Below are 20,551 nucleotides of genomic sequence, written 5' to 3'. Positions count from 1 at the left end.
CGCGCTGTCAGACGACAGCGCAGTGCCGTCAATCAACCAGATGCTTCTCGCCGATAGCCTGATAAAGCGCAAAGAGCGCCTCGTGAACTTCGCCGGCAAGACGGTAGAAGTCGGGATCGGCCAGAATGGCGGGGTGCTGCAGCAACTGATCGTCGGTCATGTCGAGCATGAGCGATGTCGTATGCATCGCTTCATGGCAACCGAACGTTCCCGGCGCGTATTGCGAAAGGTCGATATCGCCGACCTCCGCAAGATCGGCCAGCCGCTGACGCTCGCTGTCGGCATCCGCGGCTGATATCTCTTTTTCGGTCATGGTTCGTACCTTTGGCTTTGGGAGGACGAGGACTGTCTCAGTCCGCCTTGTTGCGACGGGCCGGGAACAGGATGATGTCGCGGATCGACGGCGAGTTGGTCAAAAGCATGATGAGGCGGTCCACGCCGATGCCGAGACCGCCGGCCGGCGGCATGCCCTGATCGATCGCGTCGAGGAATTCCTCGTCCAGTTCCTTCTGCTTTTCGCCGCGCGCATGCGCCTGCTCGAGTTGCTCGACCATGCGGGCGCGCTGCTCTTCCGGATCGTTGAGTTCCGAGAAGGCGTTGCCGAGTTCCCATGCGTTGCAATAGGTCTCGAAGCGCTCGACGAGGCGGGGCTCGCCCGGCACTTCCTTGGCGAAGGGCGAGATGTCCTTCGGGAAATGCGTGACATGCGCCGGCTGGATCAGCGTGCCCTCGACCTTCTCTTCGAAGATGAAGGCAAGGCATTCGCCCCAGGTGGCGTCCTTCTCGACGGCAAAACCGGCGGCCTTGGAGGCGGCGCGGGCTTCTTCGTCGGTCTTGATCGCCAGGAAATCAATGCCGGTCGCTTCCTTGACGGCGTCTGGCATCGGCACGCGGCGGAACGGACCCTTGAAGGAGATCTGCTTGTCGCCGAAGGCAAATTCGGTGCTGCCGTGGATCGACATGGCGAGCGTCGAGAACAGGCGCTCGACGAGGTCCATGATGTCCTCGTAGTCGGCATAGGCCCAGTAACACTCCATCATGGTGAATTCTGGATTGTGCCGGGTGGAGACGCCTTCGTTGCGGAAGTTGCGGTTGATCTCGAACACCTTGTCGGTCAGGCCCGAAACCAGCGTCCGCTTCAGGAACAGTTCCGGCGCGATGCGCAGGTACATGTCGAGCTTCAGCGTGTTGTGATGCGTCTTGAACGGCTCGGCGGTGGCGCCGCCATAGACCGAGTGCAGCATCGGCGTCTCGACTTCCATGAAGCCGTCATTCTCCATGAAGCGGCGGATGCCGGAGACTATGCGGCTGCGCTGCTGGAAGCGCAGCTTCGATTCCTCGTTGGTCATGATGTCGAGGTGGCGCTTGCGGTAGCGCAGCTCGATGTCGGAGAGGCCGTGCCACTTTTCCGGCATCGGCAGCAGCGACTTGGTCAGCATGGTGATCTGCTGCGCATTGATCGTCAGCTCGCCGCGCTTGGTGCGGCGCACGACGCCGGTAACGCCGATGATGTCGCCGATGTCGATCATCGGCAGCAGGGCGCGGGCCTCTTCGCCGGTTACGTCCTTGTGGCTGAAGATCTGGATCTTCGCCGAGGCGTCATGGATATCCATGAACATGCCGGAGTTGCGCGAGGAATAGACGCGGCCGGCGACGGTGACGACATCGCCGGTCTCCGTGTCCGGCTCCAGCCCTTCATATTTCGCAGCCAGCTCGGCATTGGTCATCGTCCGGTGGAAATGCGCCGGATAGACGTCGCCGATCTGCTCGCGCAGCAGCTTCAGCTTCTGCGCGCGAACTTCCGTTGCGTCGGAGGAGAGGGTGGCGGTTTCTGTCTTGTCGTTCATGGTTCTACGTCCGGTTCAATTCTTCGGGCCGACGAGGGTCGCAACGGTCTGGGCCGCGAGTTTCAGCCGCTGGCGCACGACGGAACGGCCGAGGATCGCCATGCTATCGAAAAGCGGCAGGGAACGCGAGGAGCCCGATACGGCGACGAAGAGCGGCGCGACGATGACCTTCAGCTTCTTGCCCATGCGGTCGGCGATGGCGCGCAGCTCCGCTTCGATCGTCTCGACATTCCATTCGAGGATCTTTTCGAGGTCCGGCTGCACCGTGTTCAGGATTTCCAGCAGCTCTTCCGGCGTCGACTTGATCTTGGCAAAGGCCGAAGGATCGAGGTTGAGGTCGGACTTGAACAGGAAACCGGCGAGATCGGGCAGTTCGCCGAGCTTGGTGATGCGCGACTGCGACAGCTTCAGGCCTTCCTGCAGGCGGCTGTTTTCCATCGCCCAGGTCAGGACACGCTGCTGGAATTCCTCTTCCGAGAGCTTCTCGCGGATCCAGCGGCCGTTCAGCCAGTCGAGCTTCTGGATGTCGAAGATCGCGCCGGCCTTGGACAGGTTTTCCGGATCGAACTTTGCGGCGAGCTCTTCCATCGTCAGCAGTTCGTCGCCTTCGGCGATCTGCATGAAGAACAGGCCGAGGAAGTTCATCAGCGCCTCGGGGATATAGCCGAGCGCCGTATAATAGGAGATGGACGTCGGGTTCTTGCGCTTCGACAGCTTCGACTTGTCGGCATTGCGCATCAGCGACAGATGCATGAAAACAGGCGGTTCCCAGCCGAGATACTGATAGATCAGGATGTGCTTCGGCACGGAGGCGAGCCATTCCTCGCCGCGCGCGACATGGGTGATCTTCATCAGGTGATCGTCGACGACGTTGGCCATGTGATAGGTCGGCATGCCGTCTGCCTTGAGCAGTACCTGCATGTCGACGGCATCCCACGGGATTTCGACATCGCCGTAGACGCCGTCATGGAACTTGCAGGAGCCTTCGGTCGGGATCTTCATGCGCACGACATGCGGCTCGCCGGCGGCGACGCGCGTGGAGACTTCCTCGGCCGTCAGGTTCAAACAGTGGCCGTCGTACTTCGGCGGCAGGCCGGCGGCGCGCTGCGCCTCGCGCATCTTTTCCAGACGCTCGGGCGTGCAGAAGCAGCGGAAGCCGTGTCCCGCGCTGACGATCTGTTCGACGTAGGGCTTGTAGAGTTCCTTGCGGTCGCTCTGGCGATAGGGGCCGTAAGGGCCGCCGATATCGGGTCCTTCGGACCATTTCAGGCCGCACCATTTCAGGGCGTCGAGCACCTTGGTCTCGAATTCCGGGGTGGAGCGGGTCGCGTCGGTATCCTCGATGCGCAGGATGAACTCGCCGCCGTGTTTCTTGGCGAAGAGATAGTTGAACAGCGCGATATAGGCAGTGCCGACATGCGGCTCGCCGGTGGGGGAGGGTGCGATGCGGACGCGAACGCCTGAAGTGGTCATCTTGTTTGCCCATCATAAAAGGCCGGGCTGCGCTTTGGACAAGCGCCGTCCAGCCGAAAATGTGTATCTGGATCAGGAAACCGGCCGGAAAAGGGCGATTTGCCGCTTCAATTCCACGATTTCCGTATGGCTGGCCTTAGGCCATATTCAAGGGGTGGCGTCAAGGGAAACTGCACCGGGAGAGAGGCAGAGGCGCCAAGGGCGGCGCGTTGCCTCGAAAAGAGCCGGCCCTTGCGAATTCACCGCGCAGATTTACCCTTCGTAAGGGTATCGGGATAAAAGCCATACGCTTGCCGAATTTGATTTGCAATTTCTACGGCAGTGGCGAAATAGGTCTTCAATCATTCACCGCGAGGAAATAATGAAGAAATTGATTTTGAGCTTCTTATTGGCGGCTTCCATGGTCGATGTCGCCGCCGCCCAATCGACCATCACGCGCGACAGCTCCGCACGACTGATCGAGTCCTACCGCGCCTATATCGGCAGCGACGATCTCTACAACTCCAAGGGCGAGCGCCTGACGCTGCCCTGGCAGATCATCCGGCAGGACCGCGCGAACTATCACGCCTATCGCCGCCGCGACCGGGGCGACCAGGGCGACAGCTTCTTCTCGCAGGCGTCCAATCGCCAGAAGCTGGAAGCCATGCTGGCAAACGGCGACATCGCCAACGACGCCGGCAACCTCATCGTTCGCGGCAACGTCTGGATCAAGGTCGATATTTACGGACGCGGCGATATCGGCGAATGGGTCGACATCCACGTTCAGGACTGACCGGCTGCTATCGAGGCCGCACCCGTTCCGGGGTGCGGCCTCGCAGTCAACGGCTGCGGATCAATGACCGCCGGATGCTCTTTTCCTGCGGTTGCGCGCCAGCATGTTGAGCACCTCCACGAGAGCCGAGAAGGCCATGGCGGCGTAGATGTAGCCCTTGGGAACGTGCACTCCCATGCCTTCGGCGATCAGGGTCGTGCCGATCATCAGCAGGAAGGCGAGCGCCAGCATGACGATGCTGGGGTTCTTTTCGATGAAGTTGGCGAGCGGGTTCGCGGCCACCAGCATGACCGTGACGGCGGCAATCACGGCGACGAACATGATCGGCAGATGCGGCGTCATGCCGACGGCGGTGATGATGCTGTCGATCGAGAACACCAGGTCGAGCAGCAGGATCTGGCCGATGGCCGAGGCGAAGCTCGATGTCGTCGACTTGGCGATGAAATCCTCGCCCTGTTCCTGCGGATCGACGTTGTGATGGATCTCCTTCGTGGCCTTCCAGACGAGGAAGAGGCCGCCGCCGATCAGGATCATATCCTTCCAGGAGAAGCCCTGGCCGAACAGCTCGAACACCGGCTGCGTCAGCTGTACGATCCAGGCGACGGTTCCGAGCAGGGCAAGGCGCATGACGAGGGCCAGTCCGATGCCGATCTTGCGCGCCCTGTCGCGGTGTTCCGCCGGAAGCTTGTTGGTCAGGATCGAGATGAAGATGAGGTTGTCTATGCCGAGGACCACCTCCATGACGACGAGCGTGATGAGTGCGACCCACGCGCCGGGATCCTGTATGAGCCCAACAATATTCATAAGCAATTTCCCCTTTTGTCAGCATTCGCCGCTGCTGACCCCCAGCCCCGGCCTCTCCAGAATGGCCGTAATGTAAGGAGCGCCGTCGTCCGTACAAGGCCGCAGCCGGTTTGATGGCGGCGGCCTTGTTTCCAAATCGCATCGCAATCCTTCAGATTCGCTTCTCGCGCTTCAGGCTTTCAGGGGGATCCAGATCTCCGTCACGCCCATGCCGGTACGCGGATCGAACCGGTCGTCGTAGCGTTCCATCATGTCGGGTACGCCGGCGTGCTGGTGGCCCGATTCCGGCAGCCATTCGCCGAAGATCTGGTGCACCGTTCCGGTGATGCCGGAGATGTGGCCGCGATGCGCGAAGATCGCATAGCGTTGCTGCGGCAGCTTCGTGGTGACGAACCCTTGGGGCAGGTCATCGGCCCCGGTCACTTCGACGGCGGACATGTAGCGAAAGCCCTCGCTGTTTCCGTCGACCTGGGTGCAGACACCGTAGGCGACGTTGCCGACCTGGCCCGGAATATGACCGAAATGCTGGTTGAATTTCTGCCAGAGCGAGGGGATCGCCTGGTTGGCGTCGTGAGCATAGGTCTCCGCGAGACCGGCAAGAAGCATCGGGGCACGGGTCTCGAAGCGCGGCGCGTCGAGTTTGGGAAGGCGGGTGTCGTCCATTCTGATCGGCTCCTGTAGAGCGAGGTTGCGAACGTGCCCCTGTTTGCGCAGGCTTTCCGGCGTGATGCCGAATTGCTCGCGGAAGGCACGGGTGAACGCCTCGTGCGAGCCGTAGCCGGCATCGAGGGCAACCTGGAGAATGGAGGAAGAACTGTCGACCAGCGCGAGGGCCGCCCCGCTGAGGCGGCGACTCCGGATATAGCTGCTGATCGAATGGCCCGTGGTCATGCCGAAGACGCGCGACAGGTGGAAGCGCGACAGCCCCGCTATCCCGGCAATCTCGTCCAGCGAGATCTCGGATGCAAAATGGCTTTCAATGTACCATATCGCCCGGCCGATCGCGCTCATCTTCAACTCCCTGGTTGCCGGGCCAGTCATAGGCGATGGACGGCGGTGCCGCTTGATCGCTGTTGCGGAGTTGGCTCGCTTAGCCACTCACCGGCAATAAGGAGGTTTTCGGCATCAATCCTTGCGGTCCGGAGCGTAGCCCGCCAGGAAGACGCGCACGGCGCCGCGCACGACATAGTCGATCTCTTCCTTGGACGGCGGCTCTTCCATATCGCCGAACAGCCGCAGCTTGAAGTAGCCGCCGCTGGCCATTTCGAGAAAATGGCGGGCTGCCATGTCGAAGTCGTCGATCTTGAGATGTCCGGCCGCGACCTGCCGCTCAAGGAAGCCGCGCAGCACGGTCCGCAGGTTTTCCGGACCCGTGAAGAAGCGCTGACAGAGCGAGGGCATGCGTTCGCGCACGCCGATGACCGTACGCATGGCGCTGATGGTCTTGTCCGAGGTGACGTGGGTGACGAAGACGATGCCGAAATCATAAAGAGACGTCGTGACATCCGCTTCGTCTGACAGCGCCGTGCGCACAAGGTTGACGAACTGGGTACGTTCGCTCTCCATCATGGCGGAGAACAGGTCTTCCTTGTTGGCGAAATAGACGTAAAGAGTGCCCTTGGAGACGCCCGCTTCGCGGGTGACATCGTTCATGCTCGCCGCATCGAAGCCCATCTTCATAAAGACACGTTTGGCGCCTTCCAGAATCTGATGGCGTTTGACCGGATCTTCGCCCGCCGCCCAACGGCCACCGGAACCTGGCGCGGGCGCGTTCAACACAGCGGCATTTTGCGATTCGTGTTTCATCGTCTCCTTCACTCGATCATTTTTTCTGAATCTTAAACAGATTCGCCAAATAAATCGAACCGCTCAGTTCGATATCTCTTGATATGGAATGAAAAAGGCTCTATGTCAATTGAACTGAACCGTTCGGTTCGATTATTTTTACCTAGATTTCGGTGGTAGGGCAATGTCGTCAAGTCATGGAAACAATGTAGCGCGGATCGTGAACGAGCCCGCTGATGCCGAGGCGGAAGCTCGGGAAGCCGGGGCACCTGCCGATGCTCCTGCAGCCGAAACGCGCGGCAACCCCGCCCCCGCCCAGGCTGCGCCAGCTTCTCCGGCCCCTGCGGCCCCACCGCCGCCGGCAAAGAAGCGGCGCAGCCTGGTAATGCCGATCGTCGGTATCCTGGCCTTGGCGGCAGGCGGCTGGTACGGCTATGACTGGTGGACGAACGGCCGCTTCATGGTCTCCACCGACGACGCCTATATCGAAGGCGACATGGCAACGATCTCGCCGAAGGTGACCGGCTACGTCGCCAAGGTGAATGTCGTGGCCAATCAGGAGGTCAAGGCCGGCGACGTGCTCGCCACGCTTGACGACGGCGACTACAAGCTCGCGCTGGACCAGGCTCAGGCTTCGCTCGATACCGAACAGCTTTCGCTTCATACCATCGATGCCCAGATCGCAGCCGGCCAGGCCGCTCTTGCGCAGTCGCAGGCACAGAAGGTTGCCCTGGAAGCCACCGTCCGTGGCGCCCAGATCACCCAGACGCGCGCTGCCGAACTGCAAGCCAAGTCGGTCGGCACCACGGCCGCCTTGGATAGCGCCAATATCGCGCTCGACCAAGCCAAGGCCAACCTGGTCGGCGGCGATGCCGCCATCGCATCCGCACAGGCCAACATCAACCTGCTGCAGGCCCAGCGCCGCCAGGCCGAAAGCACGATCAAGGGGCTCGAGGCCGCTCGTGACAAGGCCTCGCGAGACCTGTCGTTCACCGTGCTGAAGGCACCCTACGACGGTATCGTCGGCAACCGCTCGCTGCAGGAAGGCGATCTGGTTTCTCCGGGCCAGAAGCTGATGGCGCTCGTGCCGATCCGGCAGCTCTATATCGATGCGAACTTCAAGGAAACGCAGATCCAGCATCTGGTTCCCGGCTCCAAGGTCAATATCCACGTCGATGCCTATAGCGATCATCCGATCGTCGGCACCGTCGAGTCGATCTCGCCGGCTTCCGGCTCGGTCTTCTCGCTCCTGCCGCCGGAAAACGCGACGGGTAACTTCACCAAGATCATCCAGCGCGTGCCTGTCCGCATCGCATTGCCGCAGGATGCGCTCAACACTGGCCGTCTGCGCGCAGGCCTCAGCGTCGTCGTCGACGTCGATACCCGCACGGCACCGGACAAGTAAGCGATCAAGCTCGGGAGAGACGCGCCATGTCGTCCGCCAGCACTACAGCCGGAGCGCCCCCACGCGCCGCCGGGCCCGCCGCGCCAGCCGCGGCCGATCATATCGAGCCGAGAAAGCTCATCGCCTTCCTGGCGATGGTGCTCGGCATGTTCATGTCGATCCTCGACATTCAGATCGTCTCGGCGTCGCTCAGCGAAATCCAGGCCGGCCTCAGCGCCGGCTCGGATGAAATCGGCTGGGTGCAGACGGCCTATCTGATCGCCGAAGTCATCATGATCCCGCTGTCGGGAACGCTGGCGCGCATCATTTCCACGCGTTATCTGTTCGCGATCTCGGCCGCCGGCTTCACCGCGGCGAGCGCGCTTGCCGCGACCGCCACGAACATCGATCAGATGATCATCTACCGCGCCCTGCAGGGCTTTATCGGCGGCGGCATGATCCCTTCGGTCTTCGCGGCCGCCTTCACGATCTTCCCGCCGTCCAAGCGCAACGTCGTATCGCCGATCATCGGCCTGATCGCGACGCTGGCGCCGACCATCGGCCCGACGGTCGGCGGTTATCTTTCCAATGCCTTTTCGTGGCACTGGCTGTTCCTGGTCAACATCCCGCCGGGCATCGTCGTTGCCATCGTCACCTGGAATTTCATCGATTTCGACAAGCCCGAACTGTCGCTGATGAAGAAATTCGACTGGTGGGGGCTGATCTCGATGGGCGTTTTCCTTGGAGCGCTGGAATATGTGCTCGAGGAAGGCAATACGAACGACTGGTTCAACGATAGTTACATCGTCATCGGCGCCATCGCCTCGGCCATCGGTGCGGTGATCTTCTTCTATCGCGCCTTTACGGTGGATTTCCCCGTGGTCGATCTGAAGGCGTTCACCAACAAGAACTTCTCCTTCGGCTCGATGTTCTCCTTCGTCATGGGTATCGGCCTCTACGGACTGACCTATATCTACCCGCTCTATCTTGCGCGCATCCGCGGTTACGATTCGCTGCAGATCGGCGAGACGATGTTCGTCTCCGGTCTGACCATGTTCTTCACGGCGCCGCTTGCCGGCTTCCTGGCGGGCAGGGTGGATCTGCGCATCCTGATGATCATCGGTTTCACCAGCTTCTCGGCCGGCACCTACATCATGATGCATCTGACGGTGGACTGGGACTTCTGGGAACTGCTGATCCCGCAGATCCTGCGCGGCTTCGGCCTGATGCTGTGCATGGTGCCGATCAACAACATCGCGCTTGGAACCATGCCGCCCGCCCGTATGCGCGGCGCCTCCGGCCTGTTCAACCTGACGCGTAACCTCGGCGGCGCCGTCGGCCTTGCGATCATCAACACGCTGCTGACGAACCGTCAGGACCAGCATTACTTCAGTCTGCGCGACCATGTTCATTGGGGCAGCCACGCTGCCGTCACGCAGCTGAACAACATGGCCGCCAATTTCAATGCCGCCGGCCTGGATGGCGAACAGGCCGCCTTGAGACAGATGGTCAACATGGCGACGCAGCAGGCGATCGTCATGTCCTTCGGCGACATTTTCCTGATGCTGACTGTGTTGTTCCTGGCGATGATTCTTGGCGTGCTCATGCTGAGCAAGCCAAGCGCGCCAGGCGGTGGTGGCGGTGGCGGAGGCCACTGATATCCTTTAAAAAATACTCCCAAGACTGGGCCCCTCCTTGCGAGGGGCCTTTTTTGTTTCCGGACTGCGAACGGCTGGAAAATCCTACGGTCAGAAATTTTTGATTTACGTACATCAGAAATCGAAGTAAGTGTGTCTGCAGGAGGAACCGATGAGACCGACCGTGCATGATATCGCTGCCGTTGCAGGCGTCAGCCTCGCTACCGTCGACCGCGTGCTGAACCAGCGGCCGGGCGTGCGGCTGGTGACGCGGGAAAAGGTCGAGGCGGCCATCCGCGAGATCGGTTACATCCGTGACGTTGCCGCCGCCAATCTGGCCAAGGGCCGCGTCTATCCCCTCGTTTTCATCGTGCCGACGGGCGACAATTCCTTCATGCACGGGCTGCGCTTCGAGGTGCATCAGGCGACCCTGCGCGCGAGCATAGAGCGCACGGATATCCGCATCGTCGAGGTGCCGGCTTTCGATGTGCCGGCTCTGGTTGCGGCGCTCGACGCATTGCAGGGGCAGGATATCGCCGGTGTTGCCCTGGTGGCGACCGATGCGCCGGAGGTGCGGGCCGCCGTCGACCGGCTGGTGTCCGAGCGCATTCCTGTCGTCACGCTGGTTTCGGACCTTAGCGATTCCAACCGCCATCACTATGCCGGTATCGACAATATCGCCGCCGGACGCACCGCTGCCCGGCTGCTCGGGCGGTTCCTCGGTGGCCGCGAGGGCGAAATCACCGTTCTTGCCGGCTCCATGCTGGTGCGCGACCATCGCGAGCGCCTGCAGGGCTTTTCGGCCGTTATGGCGGCGGAGTTTCCCAAGCTGCGGCTGCTGCCCGTGCTGGAAGGGCGCGACGCTTCGGAGCGAACCAGATCGCTCGTTTCCAAGGCGCTTTCCGAAAACACGGAGATTATCGGCATCTACAATCTTGGTGCCGGCAACAGGGGTCTGATCGCTGCCTTGAAGGCCGTCAGGCCCGAGCGCGGGTTGACGGTGGTCGTGCATGAGCTGACGCAGCATACGCGGGCAGCGCTGATCGACGGCACGATCGATGCCGTTCTCAATCAGGATGCCGGCCATGAGGTGCGCAGCGCCATACGCGTCATGAAGGCGACCGCCGATGGCCAGGCCGTCATCGCCGATCAGGAGCGCATACGGCTCGACATTTTCTTGAAGGACAATCTGCCCTGATCATTTCAACGCGGCAGAGCATAGGGAGTTACATCTGATGTATTTGGGTCTCGATCTCGGAACGTCCGGCGTCAAAGCGATGCTGATCGACGGCAATCAGAAGATCATCGGCTCCGCCAATGGCGGCCTCGACGTATCGCGCCCGCATCCCGGCTGGTCGGAGCAGGATCCGGCGCACTGGATCCGCGCGACGGAAGAAGCCGTTGCCGGGCTGAAGGCGGCGCACCCCAAGGAACTGGCGGCCGTGCGCGGCATCGGCCTTTCCGGCCAGATGCACGGCGCGACGCTGCTCGACGCCGACGACAAGGTGCTGCGCCCCTGCATTCTCTGGAACGACACGCGCAGCTATCACGAAGCCGCCGCCCTCGATGCCGATCCGCGCTTCCGCGCATTGACCGGCAATATCGTCTTCCCCGGCTTTACCGCGCCGAAGCTCGCATGGGTCGCCAAGCATGAGCCGGATGTCTTCGCCAAGGTGCGCTGGGTGCTGTTGCCGAAGGACTATCTGCGCCTTTGGCTGACGGGCGAGCACATGTCGGAAATGTCTGACTCCGCCGGCACGTCCTGGCTCGATACCGGCAAGCGCAAATGGTCTTCCGAGCTGCTGGCCGCGACGAACCTCGATGAGAAGCAGATGCCGACGCTGGTCGAGGGCACCGAAGTTGCCGGCAAGCTGCGCGGCGAGCTGGCCTCGAAATGGGGTATCGGCAGCGATGCCGTCGTCGCCGGCGGGGCAGGGGACAATGCGGCCTCGGCCTGCGGCATGGGCACGGTGAGCCACGGCGCCGCCTTCGTTTCGCTCGGCACGTCGGGCGTACTCTTCGCGGCCAACGGCTCCTATCTGCCGAAGCCGGAGAGCGCCGTTCATGCCTTCTGCCACGCGCTGCCGAACACCTGGCACCAGATGGGCGTCATCCTGTCGGCAACCGATGCGCTGAACTGGCATTCGAACGTAACGGGCAAGTCCGCCGCCGAACTCACCGCCGAGCTAGGCGAGACGCTGAAGGCGCCGACCAGCGTCACCTTCCTTCCCTATCTCTCGGGCGAGCGCACGCCGCACAATGACGCGACGATCCGCGGCGCCTTCATCGGCCTCGGGCATGAAAGCGGCCGCGTGGTGCTGACGCAGGCCGTGCTCGAAGGCGTATCCTTCGCCATCCGTGACAATCTGGAAGCGTTGCGTTCGGCCGGCACGGACATCGCGCGCGTCACCGCCATCGGCGGCGGCTCGCGTTCGCGCTACTGGCTGGCCTCGATCGCCACCGCGCTCGGCGTGCCCGTCGATCTGCCGGCCGACGGCGATTTCGGAGCGGCCTTCGGTGCCGCGCGTCTCGGCCTGATTGCGGCCACCGGCGCCGATCCCGTCGCGGTATGCACCCCGCCGCAGACGGCCGGCACGATCGATCCCGTGGCGTCGCTGACGGATGCCTATGCCGATGCCTACAAGCGCTATCGGGCGCTCTATCCGGCGATCAAGCCGCTGTCGGCGCATTGAAATACTGTGGCTTAAAGCCCCTCATCCGCCCTGTTGGGCACCTTCTCCCCGTTTTACGGGGAGAAGGGGATAGGCGCACCATCGCGGTCCCTCCCGTCTCTGATTTGGGCGAGGGTACAGAGGTCGTCCCCTCTCCCCGCAAGCGGGGAGAGGGTTAGGGTGAGGGGCAAAGCTACATGGCACGAACAAGAATACCGAAATACCAAACCCAAGGAGACACACTATGAGCACCGGATTTTTCGGCGATATCAGCAAGGTAAAATACGAAGGCCCCGACAGCACCAATCCGCTGGCCTTCCGCCACTACAACAAGGATGAGATCGTTGCCGGCAAGCGCATGGAAGACCATCTGCGCTTTGCCGTCGCCTACTGGCACACGTTCACCTGGCCGGGCGGCGATCCCTTCGGCGGCCAGACCTTCCTTCGCCCGTGGTTCAACGAGACGATGGAAGCCGCCAAGCTGAAGGCCGACGTCGCCTTCGAATTCTTCACGCTGCTCGGCGCTCCCTACTATTGCTTCCATGACGCCGACGTGCGGCCGGAAGGCAAGAATTTTGCCGAGAATACCAAGAACCTTAACGAGATCGTCGATTACTTCGCCCAGAAGCAGGCCGATACCGGCGTGAAGCTGCTGTGGGGCACGGCGAACCTCTTCTCCAACCGCCGCTTCATGTCGGGCGCTGCGACCAATCCCGATCCGGACGTCTTCGCCTTCTCGGCGGCGACCGTGAAGACCTGCATGGACGCCACGCACAAACTCGGCGGCGAAAACTACGTTCTGTGGGGCGGCCGCGAAGGCTACGAGACTCTGCTCAACACCGACCTGAAGCGCGAGCTCGACCAGATGGGCCGCTTCCTCAACCTCGTCGTCGAGTACAAGCACAAGATCGGCTTCAAGGGCACGATCCTCATCGAGCCGAAGCCGCAGGAGCCCACCAAGCATCAGTATGATTACGACGTCGCGACCGTCTACGGCTTCCTGAAGAAGAACGGCCTCGAAAACGAAGTGAAGGTCAATATCGAGCAGGGCCATGCGATCCTTGCCGGCCATTCCTTCGAGCACGAACTGGCGCTTGCCAACGCGCTCGGCATCTTCGGCTCGATCGACATGAACCGCAACGACTACCAGTCCGGCTGGGATACCGACCAGTTCCCGAACAATGTTCCGGAAATGACGCTGGCTTACTACCAGGTTCTGGCAGGCGGCGGCTTCAAGAACGGCGGCACGAACTTCGACGCCAAGCTGCGCCGTCAGTCGCTCGATCCGGCAGATCTGCTCATCGGTCACATCGGCGGCATGGATTGCTGCGCCCGCGGCCTCAAGGCAGCCGCCAAGATGATCGAGGACAAGGCGCTGTCGCAGCCGCTCGCCGACCGTTACGCCGGCTGGGATTCGGCCGAGGGCCAGAAGCTGCTGCGCGGCGAGTATTCGCTCGATCAGATCGCCCAGTGGGTCGAAACCAAGGACGTCAATCCGCAGCCGAAGTCCGGCAAGCAGGAACTGCTTGAGAATATCGTCAACCGTTACGTTTGATCGAAAAATTCGGGAGGCGGCTATTCGTCGCCTCCCGGCCTACCGCCTGAATGCGCGGCTCGAAATGGCGATGGAATTCCCCGAGGGATCCTTGGCATTGGCAAATACGTAGCCGTCGGCCTGATGCAGAGGCCCGAATTTAAGGCCTTCGCCAGCGCATTTGGCGCGAAAAGCTTCGACGTGCTCGATATCGAAGACCAGTTTCACCAGTACCTGGCCCATTTTCTGGGCCTTTCCTGCAGGATGGATCATCAGATTGGCACCACCATCCTGCGCCAATAGTTCGACAATCCGATCACCGTCCTGCCGGAGCGGCTTGAACCCAAAATGTCTCTCGTAAAAGCCGATCGTCGCTTCCACATCGCGGACATAGAGGACGACGCTACCGAGCGGCATGGCTGCGCTTTCCTATCGCCTGACACGGGACGGCGCCGACACCGAATTGCGCACCACGAGATCCGGCAGCAGCAGGATTTCCGTTTCTGTCGGCTGGCCGTTCGACAGGAGTTCCAGCAGGAGCGCCATGGCGTGTTTGCCGATGGCGGTACGCGGCTGGCGGATCGTCGTCAGCGACGGCGTCATGAAGACGGCCTGCGGCACGTCGTCGAAGCCGGTCACGGAAAAGTCTCGCGGGATATCGTAGCCGCGCGTCTTCAGGCCGATCATCACGCCGATCGCGGTCTGATCGTTGACGCACATGAAGGCTGTCGGCAGCGTGTCGCGCATGAAAAGCTGCTCGACGGCCAGCCGCCCGCTCTCGACCGTGCCGTCGCCTTCGAAGACGATGCGGAGATCGGCGCCGATTTCGGCGGCATCCATCCCGGCTTCATAGCCCATGCGCCGCCGGCTGTAGGCGAGGCGGGTGCGGGAATCGCCGATGAAGGCAATCTTGCGGTGACCTTCGGCGATCAGCAGGTCGACCGCCTTGCGCGCGCCGGCGACGTCGTCGACGCCGACATAGGGGATGCCGCCATTGAAGACCGGCTCGAAGACGCCGACGCTCGGCGGCAGCCGTGCCGTCATCGTCTGGTGCCCGAAGGGCAGGATGCCGGTGAACAGGATCAATCCCGCCGCCTGGTTGGAATTCAGGAACTTCAGATATTCCAATCCGCGCTGGGCATCGTTCTGCGTGTGGCCGATGAGGATGCCATAGCCGTGGGAACGCGCCTCGTTCTCCAGTCCGATGAGGATATTGGAGAAATTCGGGTCGCCGATGTCGGGCGCGACCACCAGAATCATGTTGGAGCGGCCGAGCCTGAGGCTGCGCGCCATGGCGTTGGTCGTGTAACCGGTGACGGCGATCGCCTGATTGACCTTCAGCCGCGTCGAGTTTGCGACCTTCTCCGGCATATGGATTGCCCGGGAGACCGTTGCGATCGAAACATTGGCAATTCGGGCGACGTCTTCGATGGTTGCGGGCGTGGAATTCGACACTGCGCTCTGCCTTGGGTCTCGTCTCGCACCGGACACTACACAGACTTCCGTAGAGGTCAAAGGCGACCGCGAAAAATTGTGCAATATCCAATGATGTAAACCTTTACACGTTATATGTAAAGGTTTACACACCATGGAAAGCGGGTGGAGCCGCAAGGGAGGATGCAATGAGTTCGGAGGCCGTCGACGGTGCTGTTGTGCTGTCCGCGAGGCGAATCTGTAAGTCCTTCAATGGCGTGCAGGTGCTGTTCAGCGTCAATTTCGATCTGCGGGCCGGCGAAATCCATGCGCTGATGGGCGAAAACGGCGCGGGAAAGTCCACGCTCGTCAAGGTTCTCTCCGGCTTCGAACAGCCCAGTTCCGGTGAAATCCTGCTTGACGGCAAGCCGGTGAAGCTGCCGCCGAACGGCGCCGCCGAGGCGCTCGGCATCGTCATCATTCACCAGGAATTCAATCTCGCCGAACATCTGACCGTGACCGAAAGCCTGTTTCTCGGCCGGGAAATCACGCATTTCGGCGTGCTCGACCGCAAGCGGATGCGGGCGGAAACGCGGCGCGTGCTCGATCTCCTCGGTTCGCATGTCGACGAGAATGCCGTCATCAGCACCCTTTCCATCGCCGACAAGCAGATGGTCGAGATCGCCAAGGCGATCAGCCGCGATGCGCGGATCGTCTTCATGGACGAGCCGACGGCCGTGCTGTCGCGGGAGGAAACCAATTTTCTGTTCAAGCAGGTGCGCAAGCTGCGCGACCAGGGGACAAGTTTCGTATTCGTCTCGCACAAGCTCGACGAGGTCATGGAGCTGACGGACCGGATCACGGTGCTGCGCGACGGGCAGTGGGTAAAGACATCGCCGACCTCGCTGTTGGATGGCGAATCCATCGCGCAATTGATGGTCGGGCGCGAGCTTTCCAGCCTCTATCCGGCCAAGAACGAGCCCGATGTCGATGAGAAGGTCGTGCTCGCCGTGAATTCCGTGTCGACGGGCTATGTCCGTGACGCCAGCTTCGAGCTGCGCAAGGGCGAAATACTCGGCTTTTCCGGCATGATCGGCTCCGGCCGCACCGAGCTGATGGAGGCGATCGTCGGCCTGCGTCCGCGGGCTGCCGGCGAAGTCGTCGCCAACGGGCAATCCGTGCCGCCGCATGACGTGCATGCGGCGATCGACGCCGGCCTTGCCTATATGACCAAGGACCGCAAATCCAAGGGCCTGCTTCTGAATTCGGGCATGACGGCCAACCTTACGCTGCAATCCCTCGAACGGCACGGCAAGTTCGGCTATCTCAGCGCCGCGAGCGAAGCGAATGCCCTGGCGCGGGCGCGCCGGCGTTTCGATATCCGCGTCCGCGACGGAAACATCGTTGCCGGCCGCATGTCCGGCGGCAACCAGCAGAAGCTGTTGCTGGCCAAGGTCATGGAGACCGAGCCGCAGATCATCATCATCGACGAGCCGACCCGCGGCATCGATGTCGGCACGAAGCAGCAGATCTATCATTTCATCTCGGCGCTGGCGCGAGACGGGCATTCGATCATCGTCGTCTCTTCGGAGATGCCTGAGGTTATCGGGCTGTGCACGCGGGTAGCCGTGATGCGCGAAGGCCGGATCGTCGGCATGCTCGAAGGCGACGAAATCTCCGAACAGGAAATCATGCGTTATGCGGCGGGCCTGAAGAAAAAGACGGCTGCCTGAACGGGCGGCGAGGGCAAGGGCGAATTCCCAAGCAATAATGGGACGGGAGGTTGGTTTTGGATATGAGCGTGGGCGAGGATAGCAGCGAGAAGGCAGTCAGGCGTGGCCGATCCTGGCGGGATGTGGATCTGCGGGCCGTCGCACCGTTTGCGGCGCTGGTGCTGCTTCTGATCGTGGGCGCGCTGGTCAATCCGAATTTCATCGGCATGACCAATCTCACCAATGTCGCGACGAGATGCGCCTTCATTGCGATCATCGCGGTGGGAGCAACCTTCGTCATCTCCGCGGGCGATCTCGATCTGTCCGTTGGCGCGATGGTCGCCTTCGTCGCGAGCCTGATGATCCTGTTCATGAACTCGGGCGTCATCGCCGATCCGAGCCTGATGCTGGCGGCTGCCGTGTTGTTCTCGGTCGTCGCGGGCGTGCTGTGCGGCCTGGCCAATGGCCTGATCACGACCATGGGCAAGATCGAACCTTTCATCGCGACCCTGGGCACGATGGGCGTCTATCGCGGCCTGACGACCTGGCTGTCGCAGGGCGGCGCGATCACCCTGCGGCCGGCCGATCTGCAGGCGCTCTACAAGCCGGCCTATTATGGCTCCGTGCTCGGCGTGCCGGTTCCGATCGTGGTCATCCTCGTCGTCACCTGCATCGCGGCCTTCATCCTTTATCGCACCCGCTACGGGCGGCATGTCATTGCCGTTGGTTCCAATCGCGACGTTGCGCGCTATTCCGGCGTAGCGGTCAATCGCGTCCGCACCGTCGCCTTCGTCATCCAGGGCCTGTGTGTGTCGATTGCCGTGCTTCTCTACGTGCCTCGGCTTGGCTCCACGTCGGCAACGACGGGCATTCTCTGGGAGCTGCAGGCGATTACCGCCGTCGTCGTCGGCGGCACGGCGCTGAAAGGCGGCGCGGGCAGGGTATGGGGCACGATTTGCGGCGCCTTCATCCTCGAACTCGTCGGCAACATCATGCTGCTTTCCAATTTCATCAGCGAGTACCTGCTGAGCGCTATCCAGGGCGCGATCATCATCATCGCCATGCTGGTCCAGCGCTCGCTTGCGCGCAAATCATGAATAACCGGGTCAGGGGGCGCCCGGTTCTTATGACAAGGCCCTGTCTCTATCTGGGAGGATAAAACATGCGTAAGAGACTATTGGGACTGGCGGTGGTGATGGCGGCTTTGGCCGGCACCGTTCATGCCGAAGACAAGAAGGTGACCATCGGCGTTTCCATTCCGGCCGCCGACCATGGCTGGACCTCGGGCGTGGTGTTCCATGCCGAGCGTGTCGCCAAGCTGCTGATGGCGGAGCATCCGGGTCTTAACGTCATCGTCAAGACTTCGCCCGACGCCGCGAGCCAGGCAAACGCGGTGCAGGACCTCGAGACCCAGGGCATCGATGCTCTCGTGATCCTGCCGTCGGATCCGGACCCGCTCGTCAATGCCATCAAGGAAGTCAAGGACAAGGGCAAGTTCGTGACGCTCGTCGACCGTGCGCCGAGCAGCAACGACAATTCCGTGCGTGACCTCTATGTCGCCGGCAACAATCCGGCTCTCGGCCAGACCGCCGGCGAGTACATCAAGGCCAACACGCCGGACGCTCAGGTCGTGGTCATTCGCGGTCTGCCGATTCCGATCGACCAGCAGCGCCAGGATGGCTTCGACAAGGGCATTGCCGGCTCGAACGTCAAGGTTCTCGACCGCCAGTACGGCAACTGGAACCGTGACGACGCCTTCAAGGTCATGCAGGACTACCTGACCAAGTTCCCGAAGATCGACGTCGTCTGGTGCCAGGATGACGACATGGCCGTCGGCGTGCTGCAGGCGATCGAGCAGGCCAAGCGCACCGACATCAAGTATGTCATTGCCGGTGCCGGTTCGAAGGACATGATCAAGAAGGTCATGGACGGCGACAAGCTGATCCCGGTCGACGTGCTCTATCCGCCGGCAATGGTCGGCACGGCCATGGAGCTGACGGCTGCCAATTTCTACAACCAGGTTCCGGTCCGCGGCAACTACATCCTCGATGCGACGCTCGTCACGAAGGACAACGCCAAGGACTTCTACTTCGCCGATTCACCGTTCTGATCGGCTGGTTCAGACAAGCGCGCCCGCCGGAACCGGCGGGCGTTTTTTATGCAGCTGCCGCCGTGTCCGCGACGCTGTGATAATTTTTGCGGCACGTACCTCTTGCCGTGGGCGGCCGGCCGTGATTAGGTCGCAAGGCATTCGACTTTCATCCTGAAGACCCTATAGTTTTTGAGGTTACGGCGTCCCCGCCGCCTCGGATATGGGTCCGAAAGGCATCGGAAACGTTTACAGAACGCGATTAGGGAGGAAATACTGATGAAGACGATCAAGGGTCCGGGGCTGTTTCTTGGCCAGTTCGCCGGTGACGCGGCGCCATTCAACTCATGGGATTCGATCACGAAATGGGCTGCCGATGCCGGCTATATCGGCGTGCAGGTTCCTACCTGGGCAAGCCAGCTGATCGACCTGAAGAAGGCCGCCTCCTCGAAGGACTATTGCGATGAATTCGCCGGTGTCGCCCGCGCCAACGGCGTCGAAGTCACCGAGCTTTCCACCCACCTCCAGGGCCAGCTCGTTGCCGTGCATCCGGCCTATGACGAAGCTTTCGACGGCTTTGCGGCGCCGGAAGTGCGCGGCAATCCGAAGGCACGCCAGGAATGGGCCGTCGAGCAGGTGAAGATGGCGCTGACGGCTTCGAAGCATCTCGGCATCAAGGCGCATGCGACCTTCTCGGGCGCTCTCGCCTGGCCCTTCATCTATCCCTGGCCGCAGCGCCCGGCCGGTCTCGTCGAGACCGCATTCGAGGAACTGGCTCGCCGCTGGACGCCGATCCTCAATCACGCCGACGAAAACGGCGTCGACGTCTGCTACGAGATCCATCCGGGCGAAGACCTGCATGACGGCATCACCTTCGAGATGTTCCTGGAGCGCGTGAAGAACCATCCGCGCGCCAACATGCTCTACGACCCCTCGCACTACGTCCTGCAGTGCCTCGATTATCTCGACAACATCGACATCTACAAGGACCGGATCAAGATGTTCCACGTCAAGGACGCGGAATTCAACCCGACCGGCCGGCAGGGCGTCTATGGCGGCTATCAGGGCTGGGTGGAACGTGCCGGCCGCTTCCGCTCGCTCGGCGACGGTCAGGTCGATTTCGGGGCCGTCTTCTCGAAGATGACGGCAAACAATTTCGATGGCTGGGCCGTGGTCGAATGGGAATGCGCGCTGAAGCATCCCGAAGACGGCGCGCGCGAAGGCTCCGAATTCGTCAAGGCGCACATCATCCGCGTGACGGAGAAGGCCTTCGACGATTTTGCCGGCAGCGGCACGGACCAGGCGGCCAACCGGCGCATGCTGGGCATCTGATCAAACCCCTTCGCCCCGCGAGTGCGGGGAGAAGGTAGAGGCCACCCTCGTCCTTCGAGGCTTCACTCCCTCGCAGAGCTCAGGAGGCTCCGCACCT

At 61.8% G+C, this 20,551-nt stretch carries 18 protein-coding genes; 10 read left to right on the top strand and 8 right to left on the bottom strand.

Translation table 11 applies throughout. The annotated features are described in order from the left end of the window. Positions 1 to 28: 28 nt before the first annotated feature. From GR212_RS12275 to gltX, 3 genes are read right to left on the bottom strand one after another with little or no spacing between them, the layout of a single operon-like run. Positions 29 to 313: a hypothetical protein gene (locus GR212_RS12275; RefSeq protein ID WP_163986836.1), complete on the bottom strand. Its 285-nt coding sequence runs from the start codon at positions 311 to 313 to the stop codon at positions 29 to 31. Positions 314 to 350: 37 nt separating this feature from the next. Continuing rightward, positions 351 to 1,847 (bottom strand): lysine--tRNA ligase, encoded by a 1,497-nt coding sequence (gene lysS, locus GR212_RS12270; RefSeq protein WP_163986835.1) that lies wholly within the window; start codon positions 1,845 to 1,847, stop codon positions 351 to 353. Positions 1,848 to 1,862: 15 nt separating this feature from the next. After that, a complete protein-coding gene (gene gltX, locus GR212_RS12265) occupies positions 1,863 to 3,320 on the bottom strand; it encodes a glutamate--tRNA ligase (protein WP_163986834.1) in 1,458 nt (485 codons plus the stop codon). A 361-nt stretch (positions 3,321 to 3,681) separates the two neighbouring features. On the opposite strand from gltX, the gene GR212_RS12260 reads away from it, so the two are divergent. Beyond that, positions 3,682 to 4,092: a hypothetical protein gene (locus GR212_RS12260; protein ID WP_163986833.1), complete on the top strand. Its 411-nt coding sequence runs from the start codon at positions 3,682 to 3,684 to the stop codon at positions 4,090 to 4,092. A 60-nt stretch (positions 4,093 to 4,152) separates the two neighbouring features. Here GR212_RS12260 and GR212_RS12255 read toward each other — a convergent pair whose 3' ends face one another. The 3 genes from GR212_RS12255 to GR212_RS12245 form a co-directional block, all read right to left on the bottom strand. Continuing rightward, a complete protein-coding gene (locus tag GR212_RS12255) occupies positions 4,153 to 4,896 on the bottom strand; it encodes a TerC family protein (RefSeq protein ID WP_163986832.1) in 744 nt (247 codons plus the stop codon). Between the two features lie 171 nt (positions 4,897 to 5,067). Next, positions 5,068 to 5,907 (bottom strand): GyrI-like domain-containing protein, encoded by an 840-nt coding sequence (locus GR212_RS12250; RefSeq protein ID WP_163986831.1) that lies wholly within the window; start codon positions 5,905 to 5,907, stop codon positions 5,068 to 5,070. Positions 5,908 to 6,021: 114 nt separating this feature from the next. Further along, a complete protein-coding gene (locus GR212_RS12245) occupies positions 6,022 to 6,702 on the bottom strand; it encodes a TetR/AcrR family transcriptional regulator (RefSeq protein ID WP_163986830.1) in 681 nt (226 codons plus the stop codon). Between the two features lie 163 nt (positions 6,703 to 6,865). Between GR212_RS12245 and GR212_RS12240 the strand changes: the two genes are divergently transcribed. The 5 genes from GR212_RS12240 (at position 6,866) to xylA (ending at position 13,929) form a co-directional block, all read left to right on the top strand. After that, positions 6,866 to 8,086, top strand: a complete 1,221-nt coding sequence (locus GR212_RS12240) for an HlyD family secretion protein (RefSeq protein ID WP_163986829.1) — start codon at positions 6,866 to 6,868, stop codon at positions 8,084 to 8,086. Positions 8,087 to 8,112: 26 nt separating this feature from the next. After that, the gene (locus GR212_RS12235; RefSeq protein WP_163986828.1) at positions 8,113 to 9,723 is read left to right on the top strand and encodes a DHA2 family efflux MFS transporter permease subunit; all 1,611 of its coding nucleotides are present in this window, start codon (positions 8,113 to 8,115) and stop codon (positions 9,721 to 9,723) included. A 151-nt stretch (positions 9,724 to 9,874) separates the two neighbouring features. Beyond that, positions 9,875 to 10,900: a LacI family DNA-binding transcriptional regulator gene (locus GR212_RS12230; RefSeq protein WP_163986827.1), complete on the top strand. Its 1,026-nt coding sequence runs from the start codon at positions 9,875 to 9,877 to the stop codon at positions 10,898 to 10,900. Positions 10,901 to 10,937: 37 nt separating this feature from the next. After that, positions 10,938 to 12,395: a xylulokinase gene (gene xylB / locus GR212_RS12225; RefSeq protein WP_163986826.1), complete on the top strand. Its 1,458-nt coding sequence runs from the start codon at positions 10,938 to 10,940 to the stop codon at positions 12,393 to 12,395. A gap of 223 nt (positions 12,396 to 12,618) precedes the next feature. Further along, entirely contained in the window at positions 12,619 to 13,929 is a 1,311-nt protein-coding gene (gene xylA, locus GR212_RS12220) for a xylose isomerase (RefSeq protein ID WP_163986825.1), read from the top strand. Between the two features lie 39 nt (positions 13,930 to 13,968). Here xylA and GR212_RS12215 read toward each other — a convergent pair whose 3' ends face one another. Both GR212_RS12215 and GR212_RS12210 read right to left on the bottom strand, forming a co-directional pair. Continuing rightward, a complete protein-coding gene (locus GR212_RS12215; protein WP_163986824.1) occupies positions 13,969 to 14,325 on the bottom strand; it encodes a VOC family protein in 357 nt (118 codons plus the stop codon). Between the two features lie 12 nt (positions 14,326 to 14,337). Next, on the bottom strand, positions 14,338 to 15,363 hold the full coding sequence (locus tag GR212_RS12210; protein WP_163986823.1) for a substrate-binding domain-containing protein: 1,026 nt from the start codon (positions 15,361 to 15,363) through the stop codon (positions 14,338 to 14,340). A 167-nt stretch (positions 15,364 to 15,530) separates the two neighbouring features. On the opposite strand from GR212_RS12210, the gene GR212_RS12205 reads away from it, so the two are divergent. The 4 genes from GR212_RS12205 to GR212_RS12190 all read left to right on the top strand — a co-directional run bounded on the left by GR212_RS12205 (position 15,531) and on the right by GR212_RS12190 (position 20,454). Beyond that, positions 15,531 to 17,054 carry a sugar ABC transporter ATP-binding protein gene (locus GR212_RS12205; protein ID WP_163986822.1) on the top strand — a complete coding sequence of 508 codons (1,524 nt, stop codon included), beginning with the start codon at positions 15,531 to 15,533 and terminating at the stop codon, positions 17,052 to 17,054. Between the two features lie 62 nt (positions 17,055 to 17,116). Then, positions 17,117 to 18,130 (top strand): ABC transporter permease, encoded by a 1,014-nt coding sequence (locus GR212_RS12200; RefSeq protein ID WP_163986950.1) that lies wholly within the window; start codon positions 17,117 to 17,119, stop codon positions 18,128 to 18,130. Positions 18,131 to 18,195: 65 nt separating this feature from the next. Further along, positions 18,196 to 19,143, top strand: coding sequence for a substrate-binding domain-containing protein (locus GR212_RS12195; RefSeq protein ID WP_163986821.1), 948 nt, complete (start codon positions 18,196 to 18,198; stop codon positions 19,141 to 19,143). Between the two features lie 258 nt (positions 19,144 to 19,401). Continuing rightward, on the top strand, positions 19,402 to 20,454 hold the full coding sequence (locus GR212_RS12190; protein ID WP_163986820.1) for a sugar phosphate isomerase/epimerase family protein: 1,053 nt from the start codon (positions 19,402 to 19,404) through the stop codon (positions 20,452 to 20,454). Positions 20,455 to 20,551 lie beyond the last annotated feature (97 nt).

Origin of the sequence: Martinezella lusitana, assembly GCF_010668395.1 — a bacterium.
Lineage (GTDB): Bacteria > Pseudomonadota > Alphaproteobacteria > Rhizobiales > Rhizobiaceae > Rhizobium > Rhizobium lusitanum_A.
Note: the sequence above shows the minus strand (reverse complement) of the source record. Positions and strands in the feature narration are given on the sequence as shown.

What these genes read in the sequence shown, in the direction of transcription:
- xylB (WP_163986826.1), top strand. Translation starts at nt 10,938, where the DNA reads ATGTATTTGGGTCTCGATCTCGGAACGTCCGGCGTCAAAGCGATGCTG.
- xylA (WP_163986825.1), top strand. Translation starts at nt 12,619, where the DNA reads ATGAGCACCGGATTTTTCGGCGATATCAGCAAGGTAAAATACGAAGGC.
- gltX (WP_163986834.1), bottom strand. Translation starts at nt 3,320, where the DNA reads ATGACCACTTCAGGCGTTCGCGTCCGCATCGCACCCTCCCCCACCGGC.
- GR212_RS12195 (WP_163986821.1), top strand. Translation starts at nt 18,196, where the DNA reads ATGCGTAAGAGACTATTGGGACTGGCGGTGGTGATGGCGGCTTTGGCC.
- GR212_RS12205 (WP_163986822.1), top strand. Translation starts at nt 15,531, where the DNA reads ATGAGTTCGGAGGCCGTCGACGGTGCTGTTGTGCTGTCCGCGAGGCGA.
- GR212_RS12200 (WP_163986950.1), top strand. Translation starts at nt 17,117, where the DNA reads ATGAGCGTGGGCGAGGATAGCAGCGAGAAGGCAGTCAGGCGTGGCCGA.
- GR212_RS12235 (WP_163986828.1), top strand. Translation starts at nt 8,113, where the DNA reads ATGTCGTCCGCCAGCACTACAGCCGGAGCGCCCCCACGCGCCGCCGGG.
- GR212_RS12250 (WP_163986831.1), bottom strand. Translation starts at nt 5,907, where the DNA reads ATGAGCGCGATCGGCCGGGCGATATGGTACATTGAAAGCCATTTTGCA.
- GR212_RS12275 (WP_163986836.1), bottom strand. Translation starts at nt 313, where the DNA reads ATGACCGAAAAAGAGATATCAGCCGCGGATGCCGACAGCGAGCGTCAG.
- GR212_RS12215 (WP_163986824.1), bottom strand. Translation starts at nt 14,325, where the DNA reads ATGCCGCTCGGTAGCGTCGTCCTCTATGTCCGCGATGTGGAAGCGACG.
- GR212_RS12255 (WP_163986832.1), bottom strand. Translation starts at nt 4,896, where the DNA reads ATGAATATTGTTGGGCTCATACAGGATCCCGGCGCGTGGGTCGCACTC.
- GR212_RS12240 (WP_163986829.1), top strand. Translation starts at nt 6,866, where the DNA reads ATGTCGTCAAGTCATGGAAACAATGTAGCGCGGATCGTGAACGAGCCC.
- lysS (WP_163986835.1), bottom strand. Translation starts at nt 1,847, where the DNA reads ATGAACGACAAGACAGAAACCGCCACCCTCTCCTCCGACGCAACGGAA.
- GR212_RS12245 (WP_163986830.1), bottom strand. Translation starts at nt 6,702, where the DNA reads ATGAAACACGAATCGCAAAATGCCGCTGTGTTGAACGCGCCCGCGCCA.
- GR212_RS12230 (WP_163986827.1), top strand. Translation starts at nt 9,875, where the DNA reads ATGAGACCGACCGTGCATGATATCGCTGCCGTTGCAGGCGTCAGCCTC.
- GR212_RS12190 (WP_163986820.1), top strand. Translation starts at nt 19,402, where the DNA reads ATGAAGACGATCAAGGGTCCGGGGCTGTTTCTTGGCCAGTTCGCCGGT.
- GR212_RS12260 (WP_163986833.1), top strand. Translation starts at nt 3,682, where the DNA reads ATGAAGAAATTGATTTTGAGCTTCTTATTGGCGGCTTCCATGGTCGAT.